This window comes from Propionivibrio soli (assembly GCF_025770765.1).
GTDB lineage: Bacteria > Pseudomonadota > Gammaproteobacteria > Burkholderiales > Rhodocyclaceae > Propionivibrio > Propionivibrio soli.
Map to the genome: position 1 here is coordinate 63701 of NZ_JANZKY010000010.1, position 21672 is coordinate 85372.

Consider the following 21672-nt stretch of genomic DNA (forward strand, 5'->3'; position numbering starts at 1 on the left):
GAAAAGAGTTCACGATTATCGCGGGGGGCATAGTGGAGCAATCGGCGGCAAGCAACGCAAAGATCGAGGTTCGCAACCTGACCAAAAAGTTCGGCGACTTGCTGGTTCTCGATCGCATCAACTTCAACATCAAGAAAGGCGAGCTCGTCGCCATCGTGGGGCCGACCGGTTGCGGCAAGACGACCTTCCTCAACTGCATGTCGAAGCTCACCGACACCACCGACGGTGACATTTTCATTGACGGCGTCCCCGCCGATCCGGTCAAGCACAACCTCGCCTTCGTCTTTCAGGAGCCTACCGCATTGCCTTGGCGGACAGTTGCCCAGAACGTCGTGTATGGAATGGAGGTCAAGGGCGTTCCGGAGAAAGAACGCGCGGAACGCCTTGAGTACATCCTCAACCTCGTCGGCCTGAAGGACACCGCGGACCTTTATCCCAATCAGGTATCGGCAAGCATGATGCAGCGCATCGCCGTCGCGCGCGCCTTCGCCGTCAATCCAGATCTGCTCCTGATGGACGAGCCGTATGGGCAGCTCGACGTGAAGCTGCGTTTTTACCTGGAAGACGAGTTGGTCAAGCTCTGGCAGACATTGAACAGCACCGTGCTCTTCATTACGCACAACATCGAGGAGGCCGTCTATGTCGCCGAACGCATCCTCGTTCTGACGCCGAAGCCAACCAAGGTACGGGCGGAAGTCATCGTCGATCTTCCTCGCCCACGCAATTTTCTCGATCCCCGCTTCGTCGAGATCAGACGGCAGGTAACCGAGCTCATTCGTTGGTGGTAAAGCACTCAGGACATCCCCATGGCCTATCAAACAGTAAAAGCAAGAAAGTCGCTGAAGCTCAGAGTCCTGCCGTGGCTTAGTCTCACGGCGGTCATCCTTATCTGGCAGTTCTGCGTATCGCCCCCTGGCGTGAATGACTGGCGGATTCCGGGTGTTCTGCTCGCTCGCCCTTATGACGTATTACTGCTCGGAATCGAGAAACTCACCGACGTGAATCCTGACGGGGCGACCTTGCTCGTACATGCCTGGGTCAGTCTTCAGGAATCGCTTTCCGCCTTTCTGCTTTCTCTCCTCGTCGGCATCCCCCTTGGTCTCATGATGGGTTGGTTCGGCGTCGTACGCGGGCTCTTCCGCCCGGTTTTTGAAATGTGGCGCCCGATTCCGCCCGTGGCCTGGATTCCGTTGGCGATCTTCTGGTTCGGCATCGGCATGGAAGGCAAGATCTTCATCATCTGGCTGGGCGGCATGACGCCCTGCATCATCAACGCCTACATGGGCGTAAAGACGACCAACCCGGTACATATTCAAATGGCCCGTACATTCGGGGCCAGCGACTGGAAGATCTTTACCAGCATCTGCATTCCATCCGCCTTGCCGATGGTTTTCGGCGCGCTCCAGATCGCCCTCGGCAACTGCTGGACAACGCTCGTCGCGGCGGAGCTTCTCGCTTCCGACCAGGGACTCGGCTATCTCATCACGGCCGGCCGAAGCATCGGCCGCACCGACATCGTCGTCCTCGGAATGATCAGTCTCGGCATTACCGGCGTGATCATCTCGCAGATCATCTACCGCATCGAAGCCAAGCTGCTGGCTGGAATCAGGAGATAGGAAACGCCATGAGCAAATCGACCCATGACGTAAGCAATGAGGTTGTCGTACGCACTATCGTGCGGAAACGCTTGACGCTGCGTTCCCTGGTGCGAGAAGAAAAATTTCTGTACGTCGTCTCGCTCGTCGTCTTCTTCACGATATGGCACCTCGCCGCCACACGCGGAAACGGCGACAGTGCCTTGGTCACGCCTTGGGCGACGTTGCAGGGACTCTACGACATGATGAGCAGTCCGCTCGGTGGCGAGACCCTTGTCGGACACACCTGGAACAGTCTGCGTCGTGTGCTAATCGGCTTCAGCATCGCCGTCTGTTTCGGAATTCCACTCGGCCTACTGCTCGGCATCTCGGAAACTGCCAGCGCCATTCTGCGCCCGCTCGTCGATGTCTTCCGGCCAATGCCGCCACTTGCCTGGATCTCGCTTTCGATTCTGTGGTTCGGTATCGGCGAGGAACCCAAGATTTTCATCATTTTCCTCGCCTCCTTCATTCCGTCCGTTCTCAACGCTTACAACGGCGTGCGCTTGATCGAGCCCGAACTGTACGACGTCGTCCGCGTTATGGGCGGTAGCCGCTGGGACGAAATCAAGCAGGTGGTTGTCCCCGCCTCGATGCCCGCCATCTCAGCCGGCCTGCAGCTCTCAATCACCAGCGCCTGGATGGGCGTGCTCGCCGCAGAGCTCGTCAGTTCGAACTCCGGACTCGGCTACATCATCATCCTCGGCATGCAGAACTCGGATCCTCAAATGGTCCTTGGCGGCATGGTCATGATCGCCGCCGTCGCCTGGGTTCTGACTGCGAGCATGGAGAAGATCGACATGATGCTCTGCCCATGGCGGCGTGAGATCAAGGGACTCTAAAAAACACCAGGGACTGGTCATGAACAAGCACGTCAAGATCTCCGCCGAGAACGTTTCGAAGGAGTTCATCCAGAAGGGAACACAGCGCGTCCCCGTCCTGAAGGACATCTCGCTCCAGGTCTTCGATCAGGAATTGCTGGTCGTCCTCGGGCCAGGGCAAAGCGGTAAAACAACTCTGCTGCGGATCATTGCCGGCCTGGAAAAGCCGACACAAGGTCGCATCACGCTCGACGGCGAAGAAATCCGCGGCCCCGGCCCCGATCGCGGCCTGGTTTTCCAATCGTACATGCTCTTCCCCTGGAAGACCGTGGAAGCCAACGTCCGACTCGGTCTGGAGATGGCCCAGGTGCCGAAGGAAAAGCATGCCGAGACGGTCCGTCACTATCTGGACCTCGTCGGTCTGAATGGCTTCGAGAAGTACTACCCGCATCAGTTGTCCGGCGGCATGAAACAACGCGTGGGCATCGCCCGGGCATTCTCGACGCAGCCGAAGGTGATGCTCATGGACGAACCGTTTGGACAGCTCGACGCGCAGACGCGTTTGTTTATGGAGCGCGAAACCGAACGCATCTGGCTCTCCGACAAACGCACCACCATCTTCATTACGAACAACATCGACGAGGCGCTTCTGCTCGGCGACCGTATCGTCACGCTCGAAGGCAAGCTTCCGGGGCGGATGAAGAAATCTTACGAAGTCAATCTGCCGCGCCCTCGCGACCCGATGGACATGGAGTTTTTGAAGCTCAGACACACCATTACCTCTGAGCAAGAACTAACCCTTTAGGTAATGGAAAAACGACAGGAGGCGTCATGAAGAAGAGCATTCTCACCGCGTTGTGTTCGGCCCTAGCCCTGGCGGCGGCTTCGGTCCCGTCAGCCCATGCCGCCGAGCTGATCAAGGTCAAGACAGCCTGGGTAGCCGGTCTCGAAATGTTCCCGCTGTGGTACGGCAAGAACAAAGGTTGGGACAAGGAAGAAGGGCTGGAAATCGAATATCAGAAATATGCAAACGGCCCCGCACAGATGGAGGCCCTTCCCTCCGGTGCCTGGAACATCGCCAGCACCGGTGTCGGCGGCATTCTGGTCGGCGGCATGCGTCATGACGTAAGGATCATCGGTGCACCGATGCCTGATAGCGACACCTCCAACGCAATCTACGCGCGTGCCGATAGCCCCATCTTCGCGACCAAGGGTTTCAACAAGAGCCTTCCCAACGTCTTCGGGTCACCGGAATCGGTCAAGGGGAAAAATGTCTTGGTCACGATGAACTCCGCCAACCACTTCATCGCGGGACAGTGGCTCAAAGCCCTTGGCCTGCAGCCAAGCGAAGTGAAGCTGACCAACATGGACGTCAACTCGATGCTCGTCAGCTTTGACAAGAACATCGGCGACGTGATGTCGGCATGGACGCCGATCACGACGGCGGCAGAGGCTCGTGGATACAAGCGCGTGGCATCCAGCGTCTCGCTGGACTCGCGCCAGATCTCGCAATTCGTCGCCGACCGCAAGTGGGTCGAAGCCAATCCGGACACGGCCGCAAAATTCCTGCGCGTGCAATACCGCTGCAACCAATACATCCGCGACAACATCAGCTCGCCCGAAGTGATCGATGCCGCCGTCAAGTATTACGTCGAAGTGCTGGGCGACAAGAAACTCTCCCGCGACGAAATCGCTTTCGGCGTGAAAGACCGCGCCCCGCTCACGCTGCAGGAAGCGTTGGATTTCGCCACACCGGTTAACGGGAAGGACAAGTTGACCAAGTGGAATAACGACGCCGCGGAATTTTTCACCAGCGTCGGCAGCTACAAGATGGAAGAACTGAAGAAGTTCATGGCGACGCCGCTGGTGACCAACGTTTACCTCAAGAAGGCGGCCGAAAAGCCTCTGCTGAAGTAGGCATAAGCGAAGCTAAGGAGACGGCGCATGAACAAGCCGAACATCGTCATGATCATGACGGACACACAGGCTACCAACATGGTCGGCTGTTACAGCGGGCAACCCGTTGGCACCGAGAACATCGACGACCTGGCGTCCGGGGGCGTAACGTTCGGCTCAGCCTACACGACGTGTCCCGTCTGCACTCCAGCCCGCGCCGCCCTCTTCACTGGAATCTATTCCAGCCAGAGCGGTGCGTGGACCAACAATCTCGCGCTCGGCCAGAACATCCGCACCATGGGCGCCTACTTCAAGGAAGCCGGCTACCGTACGGTGTACATCGGTAAGTGGCATCTCGACGGACACGACTACTTCGGTACAGGAAATTGCCCCGACGAATGGGATCCCAAGTATTGGTACGAAGGCGCCAACTACCTCGCGGAAAAAACAGAGCGCGAGATATCCCTATGGCGCAACGGTCTCAATTCGGCCGACGATTTGCGCGCCAACGGTATCGACGCGACATTCACCTGGGCACATGGGATCACGCGCCGGGCCCTCGATTTTCTTGACGAGGCAGCGCAACATCCCGGTCAGCCGTTCCTGCTCGTACTGTCGTACGATGAACCGCACCACCCCTTCACCTGCCCGCCCGAGTATGTCGACCGTTACGCCGACTATGCCTATCCGCTCGGCGCGAAAGCTTCGGACACGCTACAAGGCAAACCGCAACATCAGCAGCTCTGGGCCGAAGCCATGCCGGCGCCGGTCGGCGAGGATGGGCACTACCGCCACCCGCTTTACTTCGCCTGCAACGACTTCGTGGACGACAAGATCGGCGAAGTGCTGCGCCGAATCGACACGCAGGAAAACGAAAACACGTGGATCGCCTATACGTCGGACCACGGCGAAATGCTCGGCGCCCATCGCCTCATCAGCAAGGGCGCATGCGCCTATGACGACATCACGCGCATCCCACTGATCCTGCGTCCTCCCGGGGATACGTCGCCCAAGCGAATCGACTGCCCCGTGAGCCATATCGATCTGCTGCCGACACTCCTCGACGCAGCAGGTATCGAGCGCCCGGAGGCATTGCAAGGGAAGAGCCTTCTGCCGCTGATAGCAGGGGCTGAACAGGCGGGAAGCGACGTTCTGATCGAATTCAATCGCTACGAGATCGAGCACGACAGCTTTGGCGGCTTTATCCCGATGCGGGCGATCGTCAGCGATGACTTCAAGCTCGTCATCAACCTCTTCGATACGGACGAGCTTTACGACCGCAAGAACGATCCGGATGAAATGGACAATCTGATCGAGCGGCCGGAATACGAGCGAATCCGCAACGACTTGCACGATCGGCTTCTCGAGCGCATGGATCGGATTCGCGATCCGTTCCGCGCCTATCGATGGGCAACCCGGCCGTGGCGGCCGGAGAAGCAACCGGCCTGGATGGGTGCGTTCCGCCCGAAACCTGACGACGGCGTTTCACCCGCCGTACGCGACTATGACACCGGGCTTCCCACGCTAGGTGTAAAGGTCGAGAAGAAGGCTCTCAAGTTCTGATCGACATCCTTTCGCCCTGTCAGGAATGCATCATGCGAGCCCAAGCGCCGTTCCATGTCATGCTCAAACCGATCGGCGCACAGTGCAACCTGCGTTGCGACTACTGCTTCTATCTGGAAAAGGCGGCGCTGTTTCCTGAGCGACGAGGCGCGGCCTTACGGATGACCGAAGCGACGCTGGAGTCCGTGGTGCACCAGATCATCGAGGCCCGAGCACCTGGACAAGACGAGGTTGTCTTCGCCTGGCAAGGGGGCGAACCGACGCTGATGGGCCTGCCGTTTTTCGAAAAAGCCATCGCCTTGCAATCCCGCTATGCGCCGCCCGGCGTCCGCATAGCGAACACCTTCCAGACCAACGGTGTCCTTGTCGACGAAAACTTCGCTCGCTTTTTCCGCGAACACGGGTTTCTTGTCGGTGTCAGTATCGACGGTCCCGAAGCCCTGCACGACCGGTTCCGACGTGATGCGGCCGGCCGCGGCTCGTTTTCCCGTGTTATGGCGGGCATCGAGGCTATGAGCCGGCATGGAGTCGAGTACAACCTCATGACCTCAGTGCAACGCCACAATGCCTCACATCCGGAAGACGTCTATGACTTCCTGATCGGGCTCGGCTCTCCGTTTATCCAATTCATTCCGATCGTAGAGCCCGACCCGGAACACACGGTAAGCGAACGTTCGCTTACCGGCGAATCGTGGGGCGAATTTCTTACCCGCGTTTTCCATCGGTGGAGGAAATATGACGTCGGCCGGGTGTTCGTCCAACACTTCGACATGGCGCTCGGTGTCCATCTCGGGCACCCCGCGTCCTTGTGCGTGCATGCGCCGCAATGCGGACGAGGCTTGGCGCTTGAGCATAATGGCGACCTCTTCAGCTGCGACCATTTCGTCGACGCAGACCATCGGCTTGGCAATCTGCTTCACGAGAATCTGGCACAACTCGCCGACGGACATCGTCAGCAAGAGTTTGGGGCCGAAAAATCGCGATTCCTGCCCGATGCGTGCCGACAGTGCCCCCACTTGCATCTTTGCCATGGCGGATGCCCAAAGGACCGCCTGCTGCCCACGGCATCCGGCCGTCTCAACTGGCTATGCAGCGGATACGCACGATTCTTCGAGGAAAGCCGCCCGTATTTCCTCGCCATGATTTCCGCGCTCAACCGCGGGCTGCCAGCCGCCGAGTTTGATCGATTTCTCCCCGCCGACCCCATCTCAGTTGACCATCGTAGCCACGGCGAGGATGACGCAACACGTCGAAGTAGCATCGGTTAGGCAAACATCACTTGCACGACACCCAAACAAAGGAGGGCACATGAAGAAGAATGGATGGCTGTCTGTTTTCGCTTTTTGCTCCGTCATTGGTACGCCAACGTATGCGGAGAATGTCGACAATCTGCTTGTGGACGCCGCTGCATTCCAAAAGGATCTTCAGGGCATCCGGACAGATCTTTACACGCTTCGAAACAGAACGGGACTGTCCGCACAGGTAACCAACTACGGAGCCAAGCTCGTCACACTCATTGTGCCGGATAGAAATGGCGTGCCCGCCGACATCGTGATGGGTTATGACAACATCGACCGTTATCTCACCGCGAATCCCAATTTCGGATCGACGGTCGGACGATATGCGAACCGGATTTCCAACGCGAGTTTCACGCTGGACGGGGCGACCTATACCCTTACCAAAAATGATGGGGACAATACGCTGCACGGAGGAAACAAGTCCTTCCGGCACGTGGTTTGGCAAGCGACCCGGATCGACGACTCAACGGTCGCCTTCACGTACTACTCCAAAGACGGTGAAGAAGGATACCCGGGCAACCTCAATGTCCGCGTCGTCTACGCGCTGACCGACAACAATGAGCTAAGAATCGAGTACCAGGCAACGACCGACAAACCGACGGTTCTCAACCTCACCAACCATTCCTTCTTCAACCTGGCCGGCCATGGGAATGGCGACGTGCTCGGTCAGTTGCTGGAGGTCAACGCTTCCGGTTATACGCGGGTGAAAGCTGGTTTCATTCCCACCGGCGAGATTGTTCCGGTCGCTGGCACGCCGATGGACTTTCGCAAGCCGACACCCGTCGGGGCCCGCATTCGGGATGATTACCCCGAGCTCCGCATGCCGGCGACACCAGGTTACGACCAGAATTTCGTTCTCGACAAGAAACCCGGGCAACTCTCGTTCGCCGCCCGTGTCACCGATCCCAAATCCGGAAGAGTCATGGAGTTGTTTACCACGGAGCCCGGTCTTCAGGTGTTCTCAGGGCAGAACTCGAACGGCGCAGGTGGTTTTGTCGGTAAGCGCGGCGTCCCGTACAACGTGTACAGCAGCCTCTGCTTGGAACCGCAGCATTTCCCTGATTCGCCAAATCGGCCGGAGTTTCCGAGTACGGTACTGCGGCCCGGCGAGTGGTACTCGCAAACATCGGCGTATCGTTTCTCGACGACGCGCTAACTGCCGCCGCCCATCCCCGCCGGATCTGGCGGGGAACGATGTTCAGAAGTGCGCCAAGGACGACCAATCGGGATTTGTACTTCACGGCTGATTTCAATGAAAAATCGAGCGGTGGCGAACCGGCCCGATCCGCGGAAAATGCAAATCAGAGATAATTGCCTGAACGTCCTTGCCCACGTTTCTCAGTGGCATCAATGATTATGACGACAAGAATGGACCGTTAAAACCATGTTGTTCGATCCTACAGATCATCCGCACCGGCGGCTCAATCCACTCACGGGTTCCTGGGTTCTCGTTTCTCCTCACCGCGCCAAGCGTCCCTGGCAAGGGCAGCAGGAAGCGCCTGATCGGTCCGCCCGCCCGGCGCACGATCCCGAGTGTTACCTCTGTGCCGGGAATAAAAGGGTGACCGGAGAACTCAACCCCGATTACCGTGGGACCTTCGTATTCACCAACGATTTCGCTGCGCTAACCGCCGACGCGCCGGATGCCCCTCCTCCCTCGAATCCGCTATTCCGTGCCGATACGGCACGCGGTACAAGCCGCGTCATCTGTTTCTCGCCCGATCACAGCAAGAGTCTGCCGGAACTTGCATTACCCGCGATCCGCGAAGTCATAGACACCTGGCGTTCACAGAGCGCCGAACTTGGGAAGCAATACCCTTGGGTGCAGGTGTTTGAGAACAAGGGCGCGATGATGGGGTGTTCGAACCCGCACCCGCACGGCCAGATCTGGGCTAACAGTTTCCTGCCTAACGAAGCTGCGCGCGAGGATGAAAACCAGCGCGATTATCTTGCGGCCAACGGACGCTCCCTGCTGCTCGATTACGTGCGGTCCGAAGCCGGTGGAAGCCGCGTCGTGGTCGACACCGACAAGTGGCTCGCCGTCGTTCCGTACTGGGCTGCGTGGCCCTTCGAGACACTGCTGCTCCCGAAAGACCCAGTCCGCCGACTACCGGAACTCGATCCCGCGCAGCGTGCCGATCTCGCCATCGCGTTGAAAAAGCTGACGAGCCGCTACGATAATCTCTTTCAATGTTCGTTCCCGTACTCGATGGGCTGGCACGGCGCGCCGTTCGACGGCAAGGAGAACCCGCACTGGCAACTGCATGCGCACTTCTACCCGCCCCTGTTGCGTTCGGCGAGCGTGCGCAAGTTCATGGTCGGTTATGAAATGCTTGCCGAGCCCCAGCGGGACCTGACGCCGGAACAAGCGGCTGAGCGCCTACGCGCGCTCAGCGACGTCCACTACAACGAATCGTGATCCGTACCATGACGCCACTCCAGAAAACTCGCCAGACTTTCACCGCTACATTTTCTGCACAGCCACAGCTATCGGTCCAGGCGCCCGGCCGCGTTAACCTGATCGGCGAGCACACCGATTACAACGATGGTTTCGTGCTTCCCTGCGCGATCGACTACCACACGGCAGTCTCTGGTTCGCAACGCAGCGATCGCCGGGTGCGCGTCATTGCTGCGGACTACGACGGAGAGCGCGACGAATTCTCGCTCGACGCACCAATCATTCCGAACCCCGACAAGCTGTGGGCGAATTACGTCCGAGGCGTCGTGAAATACCTGCTCGAAGCTGGCGCAAACCTCACCGGAGCCGACCTTGCGATCAGCGGCAACGTGCCGCAGGGCGCCGGCCTCAGTTCCTCGGCCTCGCTTGAAGTTGCCACGGGGCAGTTCTTCAAGGCGCTCGGCAATCTCGCCCTCGACGCCACCGAACTGGCGCTGATCGGTCAGCGTGCAGAGAACCGTTTCGTCGGCTGTAACTGCGGCATCATGGATCAGTTGATCTCGGCGCGCGGCGAAGCCGGCCATGCCTTGCTGATCGATTGCCGTAGCCTCGCTGCGCAGTCCGTCTCCATGCCCGAAGGCATCGCGGTCGTCATCATCAATTCCAATGTCCAGCGCGGCCTGGTGGGTAGCGAATACAACACCCGCCGCCGCCAGTGCGAGGAAGCGGCGCGTTTCTTCGGCGTGAGGGCGCTGCGCGACGTAGACATGCCCACTTACGCCGCCAAGAGCGCCGGTCTCGACCCTGTCGTCGCCCGCCGCGCACGCCATATCATTACCGACAGTCAGCGTGCGCTCGACCTCGCCCAGGCCTTGCCCGCCGGCGACATGTCGCGCATCAGCCGGCTGATGGCAGACTCGCACACCTCGATGCGGGACGATTTCGAAATCACCTGTCCCCAGGTCGATGCGCTGGTAAAGATCGTCAAGGACGTCGTCGGCGAAGCCGGCGGCGTGCGCATGACGGGTGGCGGTTTCGGCGGCTGCGTGGTGGCACTGGTGCCGAACGAACTTGTTACACGCGTCGGCGAAGCCGTCGCCGCTCGCTACACGGGTGAAACCGGACTGAGTGCAACGACGTACGTGTGCCACGCCTCCGCAGGCGCCGGCGTTTGTCCGTACTAGGCAGAGCCTTCGAGGCCGATCCCATTCGACGCGCTCCGTGCGGGAAAGCGCCTTGGGGATTTAACTGCTGCCCGAGGCACCCCGGTGTTGCATCCCGGCGCTCCTAACCCTAACCACGCCACTACGCCGATCTGACCGTCACCTAACTGAACCTCTAGAGGCGGTACGCCGCGACGATACCGCTCATTTCGCGCGCCAACTCATCGAGGTGACGTGCCGAGTCGGCGCTGTTCTTCGCGGCCGCGCTGCTTTCCTCGGCCATCTGCGCAATGCTTTCGACGCTACGCGCGATGGTGTTGCTCGCCTGGCTCTGCTCGCGGATGGCGGAGCTGATCTCCTCGACCATGCTGACCGAGCTTTGACTGCCATGGCCGATCTCCTTGATCACCGAATTGGCTTCGCCGGCTTTGTTGACCCCGGTTCCGACCAGGCCAACGGCATTGACCATGCTCTCCGCGGCTTCTTTGGAGACGGTCGAGATCGATTCGACCATGCGCGAAATCTCGGTCGTCGAAGACGCCGTGCGCTCCGCCAACTTGCGCACTTCATCCGCTACGACGGCAAACCCCCGGCCCTGCTCGCCGGCACGCGCAGCCTCGATGGCGGCATTGAGGGCAAGCAGATTCGTCTGGTCGGCCACTTCCTTGATCACCGAGACAATCGACGAAATCTGCGCGCTGCTCGCTTCGAGTTCGCGCATCCGCTCAGCCGTCCGGTTTACCGATTCGGCAATCCGGTTGATCGCGCCGACCGTTTCACCGATCACGCCTTCGCCGACGGCGGCGCTTCGACCCGACTGTACTGAAAGCGCATGCGCCTCTTCGGCACGGTCGCTGACGTGGGTGATACTCACGGTCATCTGCTCGATGCTGGCCGCCATGTTGGACGCCGAGTCGCTCTGCTGCGACGACGCCACGGCTACTTCGCCCGACGCCAAGGCGAGCTGTGACGACGCCTCGGTCACCTTGGCCGCCCCGCTAGCAATCGATTCCAGGTTTGCCCGGAGCTTGGCAACCAAGCGGTTCAGAGCATTCGAAACTTCGGCGATTTCGTCTTTGCCGAAGATCGGCACGCGCACGGTGAAATCCAGATTGCCCTCGATGCGCGCCACTGCTTCACCAATTGACGATAGCGAGCGCCCAATGCCGCGGATGACGAAGAAGCTGATGAGACCGATGATGAGCGAGGCCGTAAGCGTGATTGCGAAAACGGCCCATAGCCCGCGGTTGGCGGCCGACTCTGCGGTTCCCATATGCTCGTCCGCGTCCTTGTCATTAACCTTGACGTGCTCTTCGATCAGAGCATGCAGTTTTTCGCGCGTCGTCGCCATACTGGTCGCCAAGGCAAGGGCGCCGGCTTTGTCGTTATTGCGAGATTTTTCGATTACGCTCGCGAGTTGCGTGAAATAGGCCGTCGCTGCGGCTTTCTCATCGGCGAACAACTGCTTTCCACGTTCCGTTCGCAGCAAGGGCTCGTAGTCGCGCAACGCCTGCTCGACCTTCTTTATTCCGTCCTGGATGTCGCGTTCGCGCGCCTGCATTTGCTCGGGGTTATCGGAAAGCAAATGCCGGTACATGGCGAGTGCAACGTCCTTCTGCCCGTTGCCTAGGTTGCTGAGGATTCGCATGCTCGGAACCGATTTCTGATCGAAATAGCTCAGCGCCGCGTCGAGGGACCTCGAAACGTAAAGGCCCAGCCCACCGACCGCGATAAGCGCGACGATGGCACTGAGGGCAAGGGTTTTCAGTTTCTTGGATATATTCACGTTGTTCGTCCTCGGGTTGTCAGAATGGCAGCTCGCCGACATGAATCCTAATGGCGACGCGAGGACGCGGAAATCGGGCGATTCCCGGTATTTCACTTCTCAATTCCCGATGAGAACGCTTCTCATTGCAGAAACAGCGATTCGCGTTTGCGAATACCGCTGAATGGAGCGCTCAAAAAAGAAAACCGTCCGCGTTATTTTGCGGACGGTGCAAAGGCACTGCCAAGTGTAAGATCAGGCGGCGAGCAACTGCTCGATCAGCCCATCGCAGGGCTTCATCGCCCGCCGGCGCGTACGCCGGCGCAAGTTGATTTCCGCACGCGTGAGTGGCGCCGGGCGGTCAGCATTACGACCCCGCCCATCGGCATAAACCGCGGCCATCGGACCGCTTGTGTTCCGATGCCAATCAACGATATGGACGCGCTTCTGGGCCAGCAGCGCTTCCATGTAACGCGCATTCTTGATCGTGTTGCGGGAAAGCCCGGTGGCGAGCGCGATCTGGCGATAGGTCATGGGGCCAAGGCGTTTCAGCGCAGCGACGATCTTTGCCATTCCTACCGAGTCGCGATCGACCTGTTCGAATTTTGGTTTCGGCAAGTCGCGCCCTACACCGGCCCGGTACAAGGCGGTCGAAAACCCGTTGCTGGTTTTCCGCCACCCGGCGATGTGAATCTGTTTCGCTTCGCGCATCGTCTTGAGATAACGCCCGCCCGAAAGCGTCGTCACGGCGATGAAGGCGTGCTGGGCAATCTCGCGCGCGGAGAGCGGACCCTTCTCCTCAAGTACGGCGAGTATCCTCTGTATGGCCGGCGTCATCATTTTGCCCCCCCTGTTCCCGGCAAGAAAGCGCCGATCAATGTCGCGGTCGGAGTCGTTCTGTTCGTCGTCTGATTCATCTTTCCGTATCACCAGAATAGGCTGTCGTTTGGTTGCTCGCCAGCGGTCGCATCTTTCAGTTCGCCGAACACAAACGTCGAAGCGAGACACGACCACACGCGTATAAGTATCGATAAGTGATAGTCGGTCGGGTATCGGGCAATTCCCTATTTGGAGCTGCTAAATACCTGAAGGCCGCCTCGCCGACTGTCGAACGCGGCGCACCACCCGGCGCGTTCGCAACCAATGGCTACAGAGATGTTTACGGCAGCGTTCGCCGTAACCGTAGATGAATTAATGCGCTTTGTTTGCCCCGGCAAACAGAGGCAGCGCTCTGATGAGGGCCGAGCTAAGGGAAAACGGAACTGAAGGCGTTTGAGTTGAATCAGGGAATGGTAACCCCGGGGAGTTACCGGGAAGCTGTAGGAAGCTTTGTGGAGGGGACAAGAAGAAACGTGGGTAAGCCGAACGTTTAGCACGCTCAAGAAAGCTTGCCGGCTTCGTCCTTGATGAGATTCAGCTTGGTCCGCGCACGGTGCAACAGTTCATTCAGTTCGCGCACCTTCGCGTAATCGTCGCCATGCGATTCATCCGCCAGCCGCCGACCCATCTCCTGGATGACGACGAACAGATCGAGCATCTCGTCGATCGTCTCTATCCGCTCGCTTTCCCGACTTCCGTCAAGCATCGCTTCCATCCTCTTTATTACAACGCCATGCTAGCGGAGCAAAGCAAGTTTCACAACCACCGCGTACCAGGACAGGGGAAAGGGGCGGCAACCGGTTTCAGTCTCCCCAGGCCGCGAGGAATTCCTGCCAGTGCGGCTTGTTCAAGCGCGCCAGTTCGCCGCGCACGAAATCGATTTCGGCGTCATACTCCGCCCGCGTAATTTCGCCGCGCATGAGCCGAAAACGGATGAAAACCAGATAGGTGTTCATCACGTCGGTCTCGCAGTAGTCTCGAACGCCGGCAATCTCGCCTTTCTGCCAGGCATCCCACACTTTGCCGCCGTCCATTCCCAGCTTGCCCGGAAAGCCGATGAGTTTCGCCAGAGCATCGAGCGGCGCGCATGCCCGCGGCTGGTACATGGCCAGGAGGTCCATGAGGTCGAGATGACGCGTGTGGTACCGGCTGATGTAGTTATTCCACTTGAAGTCGCGACTGTCGCCGTAGTCGCCGTCGCCAAGATCCCAGTAACGAGGCGCCGCAACGCCGTGTATCAGGCCGCGGTAGTGCAAGACCGGCAGGTCGAAGCCGCCGCCGTTCCATGAAACGAGTTGCGGGGTGAACTTTTCTACACCGTCGAAAAAACGCTGGATGATCTCCGCTTCGTTCTGTTCCGGTTCCGCCAGCGACCACACTCGTAGATCCTTGCCAGAACGCAGCACACAGGAGATCACCGCCACACGCTGCAGGTGGTGCGGCAAGAAATCGTTGCCGCTCTGCGCACGGCGCTGCTGGAAGGCGATTTCAGCCACTTCGGCGTCCGACAGTGACGGATCGAGATCGTGCAAACGCCGCAGTCCCGGCACATCGGGAATTGTCTCGATATCGAAAACAAGGACGGGATGCATCTCAGCCCGGGAACACGCCGGTTGAAAGATAGCGATCACCACGGTCGCACACGATCGACACGATGGTGGCATTCTCCACCTCGCGCGCGATGCGCAACGCCACGGCCATAGCGCCGCCTGACGAGACTCCGGCGAAGATGCCCTCCTCGGCGGCAAGACGTCGCGTCATTTCTTCGGCCTCGCCCTGCGTTACTGGCTCGACGCGGTCCACACGGGAACGATCAAATATCTTCGGCAAGTAGGCCTCGGGCCATTTGCGAATGCCCGCAATCTGCGATCCGGGTGCCGGCTCGCAGCCGATGACGCACACAGCGGGGTTCTGTTCCTTGAGATAACATGAGACGCCCATGATCGTCCCGGTCGTCCCCATACTGCTCACGAAATGGGTTACCCGGCCGTTGGTGTCGAGCCAGATCTCGGGACCCGTTCCTTCGTAATGGGCCAGCGGATTGTCCGGATTGGCGAACTGGTCGAGGATGGTGCCGCGACCTTCGTTGCGCATTTTCTCCGCAACGTCGCGGGCGAGCTCCATACCGCCATCGCGCGGCGTCAGAACGAGTTCGGCTCCGAATGCCCGCATCGTCTGCCGGCGTTCCATGCTCTGATTCTCCGGCATAACGAGGATCATCCGATAACCGCCCATCGCAGCTGCCATCGCCAGCGCAATTCCCGTGTTCCCGGATGTGGCCTCGATCAGTGTGTCGCCAGGCTTTATGTCGCCGCGCTGCTCGGCTCGGCGGATCATCGAGAGCGCGGGACGATCCTTGACCGACCCGGCCGGATTGTTTCCCTCGAGCTTGGCCAGCACCACGTTGCCGCGGGCCGCAATGTCGGCACCCGGTAGGCGTTTGAGGCGTACCAGCGGCGTGCCGCCCACATAGTCGTCGAGCGTCTTATACATGGCTATTCAACCATTCGACGTATTGGGCAACGCCTTCTTCGACGTTGGCGAAAGACGCCGTATAGCCGGCGGCACGCAGTTTCGTCAGGTCGGCCTGCGTGAAACTCTGGTACTTGCCCTTGAGCGCATCGGGAAACGGGATGTACTCGATAAGCCCCTGCTTGAGCAACGCGGCCAAAGGCTGCGCAGATTCCCCACGCAACGCACGGCAGCTATTCACGTTCGCCACCGCCAGCTCGTTGAAGCTTTGCGCGCGGCCGGTCCCGACGTTGAAAATCCCGGACTCGTTCGGATGAGCAAGGAAGAACAGATTGACTTTCGCAACGTCGCCGACGTAAACGAAATCGCGTTTCTGCTCGCCGTTCCCGTAGCCGTCGCAGCCCTCGAACAGCTTGACCTTGTTCTCGGCGCGAAACTGGTTGTAATGGTGAAATGCCACCGACGCCATCCGCCCCTTGTGCGATTCGCGCGGTCCATAGACATTGAAGTAGCGAAAGCCAACGATCTGCGCCGTCGCCTTGCGCAGCCGTTGGCGCACGATCTGGTCGAAGAGGAATTTCGAGTAACCGTAGACGTTCAGCGGCGCTTCGAACTCGCGTTCCTCCCGAAATTCGCGGCTTCCACCGTAGGTAGCGGCACTGGAGGCATACAAGAACTGCACCTCCTGATCCTGGCACCAGTCGAGCAGCGAAAGCGAGTAGCGGAAGTTGTTTTCCATCATGTAGCGGCCGTCCGACTCCATGGTGTCCGAACAGGCGCCTTCATGGAAAACGGCTTGGACGGTACCGTTGAAGTGACCGGACCGCACGCGTTCAAGGAATTCTTGCTTGTCGAGGTAATCGGCGATCTCGCAATCGACGAGATTCTTGAACTTGTCGGCCCTCGTCAGGTTGTCGACCGCAACGATCTTCGTAATGCCTGCGTCGTTCAATGCCTTGACGATGTTGGCGCCGATGAAACCGGCCGCGCCGGTCACGATGGTATACATGGGATCTCCTTGGGTGGCATGCAAGCATGCCGTCACTGTCGGTACGCGGCGCGGTAATCACTCGCGTCCCAACGTTGGTGTTCGCTCCGGCTCCTCAGTTCAACGCCGCTTCCAGTTCGTCGCGGGTAACAACGGCCGTGCCCAGCTTGCCGACGACGACACCCGCCGCGACATTCGCGACGTGTATTGCCTGCTTCCAGTCTGCGCCGCGCGCCAGCATCACGGCCAGCGTGGCAATTACGGTATCGCCTGCGCCGGACACATCGAAAACCTCACGCGCAACGGCTTTCTCATGAATGACCCCTTGTTCGTTGAACAACGTCATTCCCTCCTCGCTACGCGTTACCAAAAGTGCCTGCAAGTCGAGTTCTTGCCGCAATGTCTGCGCGCGCCGCTCCAGATCGGCCTCGTCCTTCCAGCGTCCGACCACCTCGCGCATTTCGGAACGGTTCGGCGTAATGACCGTCGCTCCGGCGTAACCAGAGTAGTCGTCGCCCTTCGGGTCCACAAGCACGATTTTTCCGGCCGCACGCGCCAGAGCAATCATCTCCGCGATATGCGTCAGTCCGCCTTTACCGTAGTCAGAGAAAACCACAGCGTCGCAGTCGGGCAGGCGCCGCTGGAATTCAGAGAGTTTTGCCCGCAGGACCTCGTGTGACGGCGTCGTTTCAAAGTCGATGCGCAGAAGCTGCTGTTGGCGACCAATGACCCTCAGTTTGACGGTGGTAGCAACGGCGTCGTCGATATGCAGGCTGGCATCGATCCCACCCTCGCGCATCAGCCGGCGCAGGCTTCGCCCCGGCTCGTCGTTGCCGACGAGTGCAAGCAGAGATACCTGTGCGCCCAAGGCCGCTGCGTTACGTGCCACATTCGCCGCGCCCCCCGGGCGCTCCTCGCTTCGCTCGACTTTGACGACCGGCACCGGCGCCTCGGGCGATATGCGCGAAACCTCGCCGAACCAGTAACGGTCAAGCATTACGTCACCCACGATGAGCAGACGCGCGGCAGAGAGCTTGCCTAAATCCATCGTCGCTTTGTCCTTGAGAAGAAGGCAGGAAGTCAGGGGGCCAAGTCGAATTCTTCAGTCCGTTTTGGCGAATAGGTTTCCCACCCGCCGCACGCCGGGCAACGCCAGTAGAACTGGCGCGCCTTGAATCCGCAATTATTGCATCGATAACGCGCCAGGCGACGCGTATAGCCTTGCACGATGCTCTTCGCAAGTTCGAGATCGGGTCGTGTTTCGGGCGTGGCAAGCAACAAGCGCGCTTCGATCAACTTGTCGAACCCGAGCAACGTCGGGTTGCGTTTCAACTCGTCGCGCACCAGCCCATACGCGGCATCGGGGCCGTCACATTCGAGCATCAGCTGGAAAACGACGTCGAGCAGATCGAGTGACGGATAGCGTTCGAGGTAGCCCTTGAGCAGTTGCAACCCCTCGTTCTGCCGTCCGAGTTTACGGAAGGCGTCGAGTAGTCGTTGTGCCACCAGCGCTAAGTATGTGGGGTCCTGCTGCTCGATTCTTTGCCAGCAATCGATTGCCGCCTCGAGCTTTTCCTGCTGAGCTTCCACGTCGCCCTGCAGCATTGTCGCACGGACGCATTTGCGATTGCGCTCAAGCGCGGTACGGAGATATTCCGACGCGGCATCCGGCCGGGATCGCATGATCTCGGTCGCAGCAAGTTCGCAATAGTATTCAGCGATTTCCCGTTGCGACGCGACGTCGGGCAATTCACCGGCAATGGCGATCGCTTTTTCCCAGTCTTTTTCGAGCTGGTAGATTTCAAGCAGGTTTCGCTTCGCGTCTTCGCTCAGGGCCGACTGACGCAGTTTGTCGAAAACCTCCTCGGCCCGGTCCAATAGGCCAGCTTTGAGATAATCCTGACCAAGTTCGGCCAAGGCTTGCAGTTGCAGATCTTGCGGAATGTCTTCTCGATCGACGAGATTCTGGTGCATGCGGATGGCACGCTCGGTTTCGCCGCGGCGGCGAAACAGGCTGCCAAGCGCGAAGTGAAGCTCGACCGTCTGCGGATCGACCTTGACGGCGTCGACGAACGCCTCGATCGCCCGGTCGGGCTGCTCGTTGAGCAGGAAGTTGAGTCCTTGAAAATACGACCGTGGAAGCGCTCGCGATTCCTTCACGATGTGCTTGATATCGATACGCGCTGCCGCCCAGCCAAGGACGAAAAACAGCGGGAAGAAGAGGAGCTGCCAGTACTCGAATTCAATCATGTGATCGAGGGTATGAAAGGCCGGCTCATCGCCGACTCAACGCCAGCACACGTTCAGCTCGGCGTTATTTGTTGTTGTTTCACGAGGGCGACTTCACGCTTCAGGCGCGAGATTTCGCGACGCAGTCCGAACACCGTCCCTAGCAACGCCATGAGTCCGAGCACGGCACCACCCGCGAAAAAAGCAAGGACGATGATGATCAAAGGTGCCTGCCACGTCGCGTCGAAAAAGAAACGAACGCTTACAGGCTCCGTATTTTTGAGCGCAAACGCGAGCAGGAAGAGGAATATGAAAATCCGGCAACCCCACAGTACGGCTCGCATCCGTTGTCCTCCAAGAATGAAAAAGGCGGCAACTTTCGTTGCCGCCCATGGTGATTCACCTTGTCACGGCTCGTCACTCAGACCCGACTCAACGCGCCATCAACGCGCTCGCGTAGTTCCTTGCCAGCCTTGAAATGCGGCACCCATTTCTCTGGAACGCTGACCTTGTCCCCCGATTTGGGGTTACGGCCGACGCGCGGGGGCCTGTAGTTCAACGAAAAGCTTCCGAACCCGCGAATCTCGATACGGTCCCCTTTGGCCAGGGCCTCGGACATCGCATCGAGAATCATTTTGACCGCAAAATCGGCGTCTTTCGCGACGAGCTGGGGAAAACGCTCCGCCAGCCGCGCGATCAGATCTGACTTGGTCATGCTCTCGCCTTATTGCGGGTTGTTGAGCTTGGCCTTCAGCAGCGCACCAAGGTTGGTCGTACCCGAACTGGCGCTATTGTCCGCAGACAGCTTCTGCATCGCTTCGTGCTGTTCGGCTTGCTCCTTGGCCTTGATCGACAGGTTGATCGAACGGGTCTTGCGATCGATGTTGATGATCATCGCTTCGACCTCGTCGCCTTCCTTGTAGATTTTGGTCAGGTCGTCGATACGATCGCGCGACACTTCGGAAGCACGCAGGTAGCCTTCCATGTCGCCTTCCAAATTGACCACAGCACCGCGAGCATCGACCGACTTGACCGTACCGCGGACGATCGCGTTCTTTTCGTGCGTGGCGATGAAGCTGGTGTAAGGATCGCCGTCGAGCTGCTTGATGCCCAGCGAGATGCGTTCCTTCTCGGTATCGATGGCGAGAACAACCGCCTCAACCTCGTCGCCCTTCTTGAAGTTGCGAATCGCCTCTTCACCCGGGACCGACCACGACAGGTCGGACAGGTGTACGAGACCATCGATGCCGCCAGGCAGGCCAATGAAGACGCCGAAGTCGGTAATCGACTTGATCGCACCCTTCACCTTGTCGCCCTTCTTGTGGTTCATGGCGAACTCATCCCACGGGTTGGCCATGCACTGCTTCATGCCGAGGGAGATACGGCGACGTTCTTCGTCGATCTCAAGGATCATGACTTCGACTTCGTCACCGAGCTGGACGACCTTCGACGGATGGACGTTCTTGTTGGTCCAGTCCATTTCCGAAACGTGTACCAGGCCTTCGATGCCTTGCTCGATTTCGACGAATGCACCGTAGTCGGTCAGGTTGGTGACCTTGCCGAACAAGCGGGTACCTTGCGGATAGCGGCGCGAAATGCCGACCCAAGGATCTTCGCCGAGTTGCTTGAGGCCGAGCGAGACGCGGTTCTTGTCCTGGTCGAACTTGAGGATCTTGGCTTGCACTTCGTCGCCGACCGAAAGGACTTCCGACGGGTGACGAACACGGCGCCAGGCCAGGTCGGTGATGTGCAGCAGGCCATCGATGCCGCCGAGGTCGACGAATGCACCGTAGTCGGTGATGTTCTTGACGATGCCCTTGACGACGCTGCCTTCCTTGAGGTTCGAAAGCAGTGCTTCGCGCTCTTCCCCAACGCTCGCTTCGAGAACAGCACGGCGCGAGACCACAACGTTATTCCGCTTGCGATCGAGCTTGATGACCTTGAATTCGAAGGTTTTGCCTTCGTACGGCGTGGTGTCCTTGACCGGACGCATATCGACCAGCGAGCCAGGCAGGAAGGCGCGGACGCTGTTGGCCATGACGGTGAGGCCGCCCTTAACCTTGCCGGTGATCGTGCCGGTAACGAGGGTCCCCTCGTTGAGGGCGCTCTCGAGGTAGTTCCAGGCGGCGACGCGCTTGGCACGCTCGCGGGAAAGCCGCGTCTCGCCGAAGCCGTTCTCCAGTTGCTCGATGGCCACCTGGACGAAATCACCCACCTTGACTTCGATTTCGCCAAGGTCGTTGAGGAATTCTTCGCGTTCTATATAGCTTTCGGACTTCAGTCCGGCATTGACGACTACGAAGTTCTGATCGATGCGCACGACCTCGGCGGTGATAACCTCGCCCTGGCGCATCTCCTGACGCGTAAGGCTGGCTTCAAAAAGGTCGGCAAAGCTTTCTTGGGATGTGGGGTTAGCTGACATATGGATACCTGACCGCACAGTGGCGGGTTGAAGTTAAACACACATTGACGGAACGCGACTCTCCCGCCACCGAACGCTTCTAGTGGCACCCTTGCGTGCAGGAAAGAGACCGGACCGTCAATACCTTTCGCGAGCGGCTCGCCG

Annotated in this window: 21 protein-coding genes; 10 read left to right on the plus strand and 11 right to left on the minus strand. The window is 59.2% G+C overall.

Annotated features, from left to right (window positions below; genetic code table 11):
• Positions 1–32 precede the first annotated feature (32 nt).
• The 10 genes from NZ453_RS12985 to galK all read left to right on the plus strand — a co-directional run bounded on the left by NZ453_RS12985 (position 33) and on the right by galK (position 10794).
• Positions 33–788: an ABC transporter ATP-binding protein gene (locus NZ453_RS12985; RefSeq protein ID WP_263771048.1), complete on the plus strand. Its 756-nt coding sequence runs from the start codon at positions 33–35 to the stop codon at positions 786–788.
• Between the two features lie 18 nt (positions 789–806).
• The gene (locus tag NZ453_RS12990) at positions 807–1616 is read left to right on the plus strand and encodes an ABC transporter permease (RefSeq protein ID WP_263771049.1); all 810 of its coding nucleotides are present in this window, start codon (positions 807–809) and stop codon (positions 1614–1616) included.
• An 8-nt stretch (positions 1617–1624) separates the two neighbouring features.
• On the plus strand, positions 1625–2476 hold the full coding sequence (locus tag NZ453_RS12995) for an ABC transporter permease (RefSeq protein ID WP_263771050.1): 852 nt from the start codon (positions 1625–1627) through the stop codon (positions 2474–2476).
• Between the two features lie 19 nt (positions 2477–2495).
• Positions 2496–3260 (plus strand): ABC transporter ATP-binding protein, encoded by a 765-nt coding sequence (locus NZ453_RS13000; protein ID WP_263771051.1) that lies wholly within the window; start codon positions 2496–2498, stop codon positions 3258–3260.
• A 26-nt stretch (positions 3261–3286) separates the two neighbouring features.
• A complete protein-coding gene (locus NZ453_RS13005; RefSeq protein WP_263771052.1) occupies positions 3287–4372 on the plus strand; it encodes an ABC transporter substrate-binding protein in 1086 nt (361 codons plus the stop codon).
• A gap of 27 nt (positions 4373–4399) precedes the next feature.
• The gene (locus tag NZ453_RS13010) at positions 4400–5914 is read left to right on the plus strand and encodes a sulfatase-like hydrolase/transferase (protein ID WP_263771053.1); all 1515 of its coding nucleotides are present in this window, start codon (positions 4400–4402) and stop codon (positions 5912–5914) included.
• A gap of 32 nt (positions 5915–5946) precedes the next feature.
• Complete coding sequence (locus NZ453_RS13015) at positions 5947–7182, plus strand: anaerobic sulfatase maturase (RefSeq protein WP_263771054.1); 1236 nt, start codon at positions 5947–5949, stop codon at positions 7180–7182.
• Between the two features lie 40 nt (positions 7183–7222).
• A complete protein-coding gene (locus tag NZ453_RS13020; RefSeq protein ID WP_263771055.1) occupies positions 7223–8368 on the plus strand; it encodes an aldose epimerase family protein in 1146 nt (381 codons plus the stop codon).
• 228 nt (positions 8369–8596) lie between these two features.
• Positions 8597–9631 (plus strand): UDP-glucose--hexose-1-phosphate uridylyltransferase, encoded by a 1035-nt coding sequence (locus tag NZ453_RS13025; protein ID WP_263771056.1) that lies wholly within the window; start codon positions 8597–8599, stop codon positions 9629–9631.
• Positions 9632–9639: 8 nt separating this feature from the next.
• Entirely contained in the window at positions 9640–10794 is a 1155-nt protein-coding gene (gene galK, locus NZ453_RS13030; protein WP_263771057.1) for a galactokinase, read from the plus strand.
• Between the two features lie 154 nt (positions 10795–10948).
• Here the strand turns inward: galK and NZ453_RS13035 are convergent, their stop codons facing one another.
• From NZ453_RS13035 to rpsA, 11 genes are all read right to left on the minus strand, one after another.
• Positions 10949–12559 (minus strand): methyl-accepting chemotaxis protein, encoded by a 1611-nt coding sequence (locus NZ453_RS13035; RefSeq protein ID WP_263771058.1) that lies wholly within the window; start codon positions 12557–12559, stop codon positions 10949–10951.
• Positions 12560–12793: 234 nt separating this feature from the next.
• Positions 12794–13378, minus strand: coding sequence for a hypothetical protein (locus NZ453_RS13040; RefSeq protein WP_263771059.1), 585 nt, complete (start codon positions 13376–13378; stop codon positions 12794–12796).
• Positions 13379–13916: 538 nt separating this feature from the next.
• Positions 13917–14123 carry a hypothetical protein gene (locus tag NZ453_RS13045; RefSeq protein ID WP_263771060.1) on the minus strand — a complete coding sequence of 69 codons (207 nt, stop codon included), beginning with the start codon at positions 14121–14123 and terminating at the stop codon, positions 13917–13919.
• A gap of 97 nt (positions 14124–14220) precedes the next feature.
• Complete coding sequence (locus tag NZ453_RS13050; RefSeq protein WP_263771061.1) at positions 14221–15009, minus strand: 3'-5' exonuclease; 789 nt, start codon at positions 15007–15009, stop codon at positions 14221–14223.
• Position 15010: 1 nt separating this feature from the next.
• Positions 15011–15910 carry a cysteine synthase CysM gene (cysM, locus tag NZ453_RS13055; protein ID WP_263771062.1) on the minus strand — a complete coding sequence of 300 codons (900 nt, stop codon included), beginning with the start codon at positions 15908–15910 and terminating at the stop codon, positions 15011–15013.
• Entirely contained in the window at positions 15903–16898 is a 996-nt protein-coding gene (gene rfaD, locus NZ453_RS13060) for an ADP-glyceromanno-heptose 6-epimerase (RefSeq protein WP_263771063.1), read from the minus strand. Before rfaD ends, cysM begins: the two co-directional genes overlap by 8 nt.
• A 94-nt stretch (positions 16899–16992) precedes the next feature.
• Positions 16993–17925 carry a D-glycero-beta-D-manno-heptose-7-phosphate kinase gene (gene rfaE1 / locus NZ453_RS13065; RefSeq protein WP_263771064.1) on the minus strand — a complete coding sequence of 311 codons (933 nt, stop codon included), beginning with the start codon at positions 17923–17925 and terminating at the stop codon, positions 16993–16995.
• Positions 17926–17957: 32 nt separating this feature from the next.
• Positions 17958–19124, minus strand: coding sequence for a lipopolysaccharide assembly protein LapB (gene lapB, locus NZ453_RS13070; RefSeq protein WP_420851651.1), 1167 nt, complete (start codon positions 19122–19124; stop codon positions 17958–17960).
• Positions 19125–19180: 56 nt separating this feature from the next.
• The gene (locus tag NZ453_RS13075; protein WP_263771066.1) at positions 19181–19450 is read right to left on the minus strand and encodes a LapA family protein; all 270 of its coding nucleotides are present in this window, start codon (positions 19448–19450) and stop codon (positions 19181–19183) included.
• A 77-nt stretch (positions 19451–19527) separates the two neighbouring features.
• A complete protein-coding gene (locus tag NZ453_RS13080) occupies positions 19528–19821 on the minus strand; it encodes an integration host factor subunit beta (protein WP_263771067.1) in 294 nt (97 codons plus the stop codon).
• Positions 19822–19830: 9 nt separating this feature from the next.
• Complete coding sequence (gene rpsA, locus NZ453_RS13085; RefSeq protein ID WP_263771069.1) at positions 19831–21528, minus strand: 30S ribosomal protein S1; 1698 nt, start codon at positions 21526–21528, stop codon at positions 19831–19833.
• Between the last annotated feature and the right edge of the window lie 144 nt (positions 21529–21672).

Excerpts from the sequence above, each read along its gene's own strand:
- rfaD (WP_263771063.1), bottom strand. The coding sequence starts at position 16,898 with ATGTATACCATCGTGACCGGCGCGGCCGGTTTCATCGGCGCCAACATC.
- cysM (WP_263771062.1), bottom strand. The coding sequence starts at position 15,910 with ATGTATAAGACGCTCGACGACTATGTGGGCGGCACGCCGCTGGTACGC.
- NZ453_RS13075 (WP_263771066.1), bottom strand. The coding sequence starts at position 19,450 with ATGCGAGCCGTACTGTGGGGTTGCCGGATTTTCATATTCCTCTTCCTG.
- NZ453_RS13050 (WP_263771061.1), bottom strand. The coding sequence starts at position 15,009 with ATGCATCCCGTCCTTGTTTTCGATATCGAGACAATTCCCGATGTGCCG.
- NZ453_RS13025 (WP_263771056.1), top strand. The coding sequence starts at position 8,597 with ATGTTGTTCGATCCTACAGATCATCCGCACCGGCGGCTCAATCCACTC.
- NZ453_RS13015 (WP_263771054.1), top strand. The coding sequence starts at position 5,947 with ATGCGAGCCCAAGCGCCGTTCCATGTCATGCTCAAACCGATCGGCGCA.
- NZ453_RS12995 (WP_263771050.1), top strand. The coding sequence starts at position 1,625 with ATGAGCAAATCGACCCATGACGTAAGCAATGAGGTTGTCGTACGCACT.
- NZ453_RS13040 (WP_263771059.1), bottom strand. The coding sequence starts at position 13,378 with ATGATGACGCCGGCCATACAGAGGATACTCGCCGTACTTGAGGAGAAG.
- NZ453_RS13000 (WP_263771051.1), top strand. The coding sequence starts at position 2,496 with ATGAACAAGCACGTCAAGATCTCCGCCGAGAACGTTTCGAAGGAGTTC.
- galK (WP_263771057.1), top strand. The coding sequence starts at position 9,640 with ATGACGCCACTCCAGAAAACTCGCCAGACTTTCACCGCTACATTTTCT.
- rpsA (WP_263771069.1), bottom strand. The coding sequence starts at position 21,528 with ATGTCAGCTAACCCCACATCCCAAGAAAGCTTTGCCGACCTTTTTGAA.
- NZ453_RS13080 (WP_263771067.1), bottom strand. The coding sequence starts at position 19,821 with ATGACCAAGTCAGATCTGATCGCGCGGCTGGCGGAGCGTTTTCCCCAG.
- NZ453_RS13045 (WP_263771060.1), bottom strand. The coding sequence starts at position 14,123 with ATGCTTGACGGAAGTCGGGAAAGCGAGCGGATAGAGACGATCGACGAG.
- rfaE1 (WP_263771064.1), bottom strand. The coding sequence starts at position 17,925 with ATGGATTTAGGCAAGCTCTCTGCCGCGCGTCTGCTCATCGTGGGTGAC.
- NZ453_RS13020 (WP_263771055.1), top strand. The coding sequence starts at position 7,223 with ATGAAGAAGAATGGATGGCTGTCTGTTTTCGCTTTTTGCTCCGTCATT.
- NZ453_RS12990 (WP_263771049.1), top strand. The coding sequence starts at position 807 with ATGGCCTATCAAACAGTAAAAGCAAGAAAGTCGCTGAAGCTCAGAGTC.
- NZ453_RS13005 (WP_263771052.1), top strand. The coding sequence starts at position 3,287 with ATGAAGAAGAGCATTCTCACCGCGTTGTGTTCGGCCCTAGCCCTGGCG.
- NZ453_RS13010 (WP_263771053.1), top strand. The coding sequence starts at position 4,400 with ATGAACAAGCCGAACATCGTCATGATCATGACGGACACACAGGCTACC.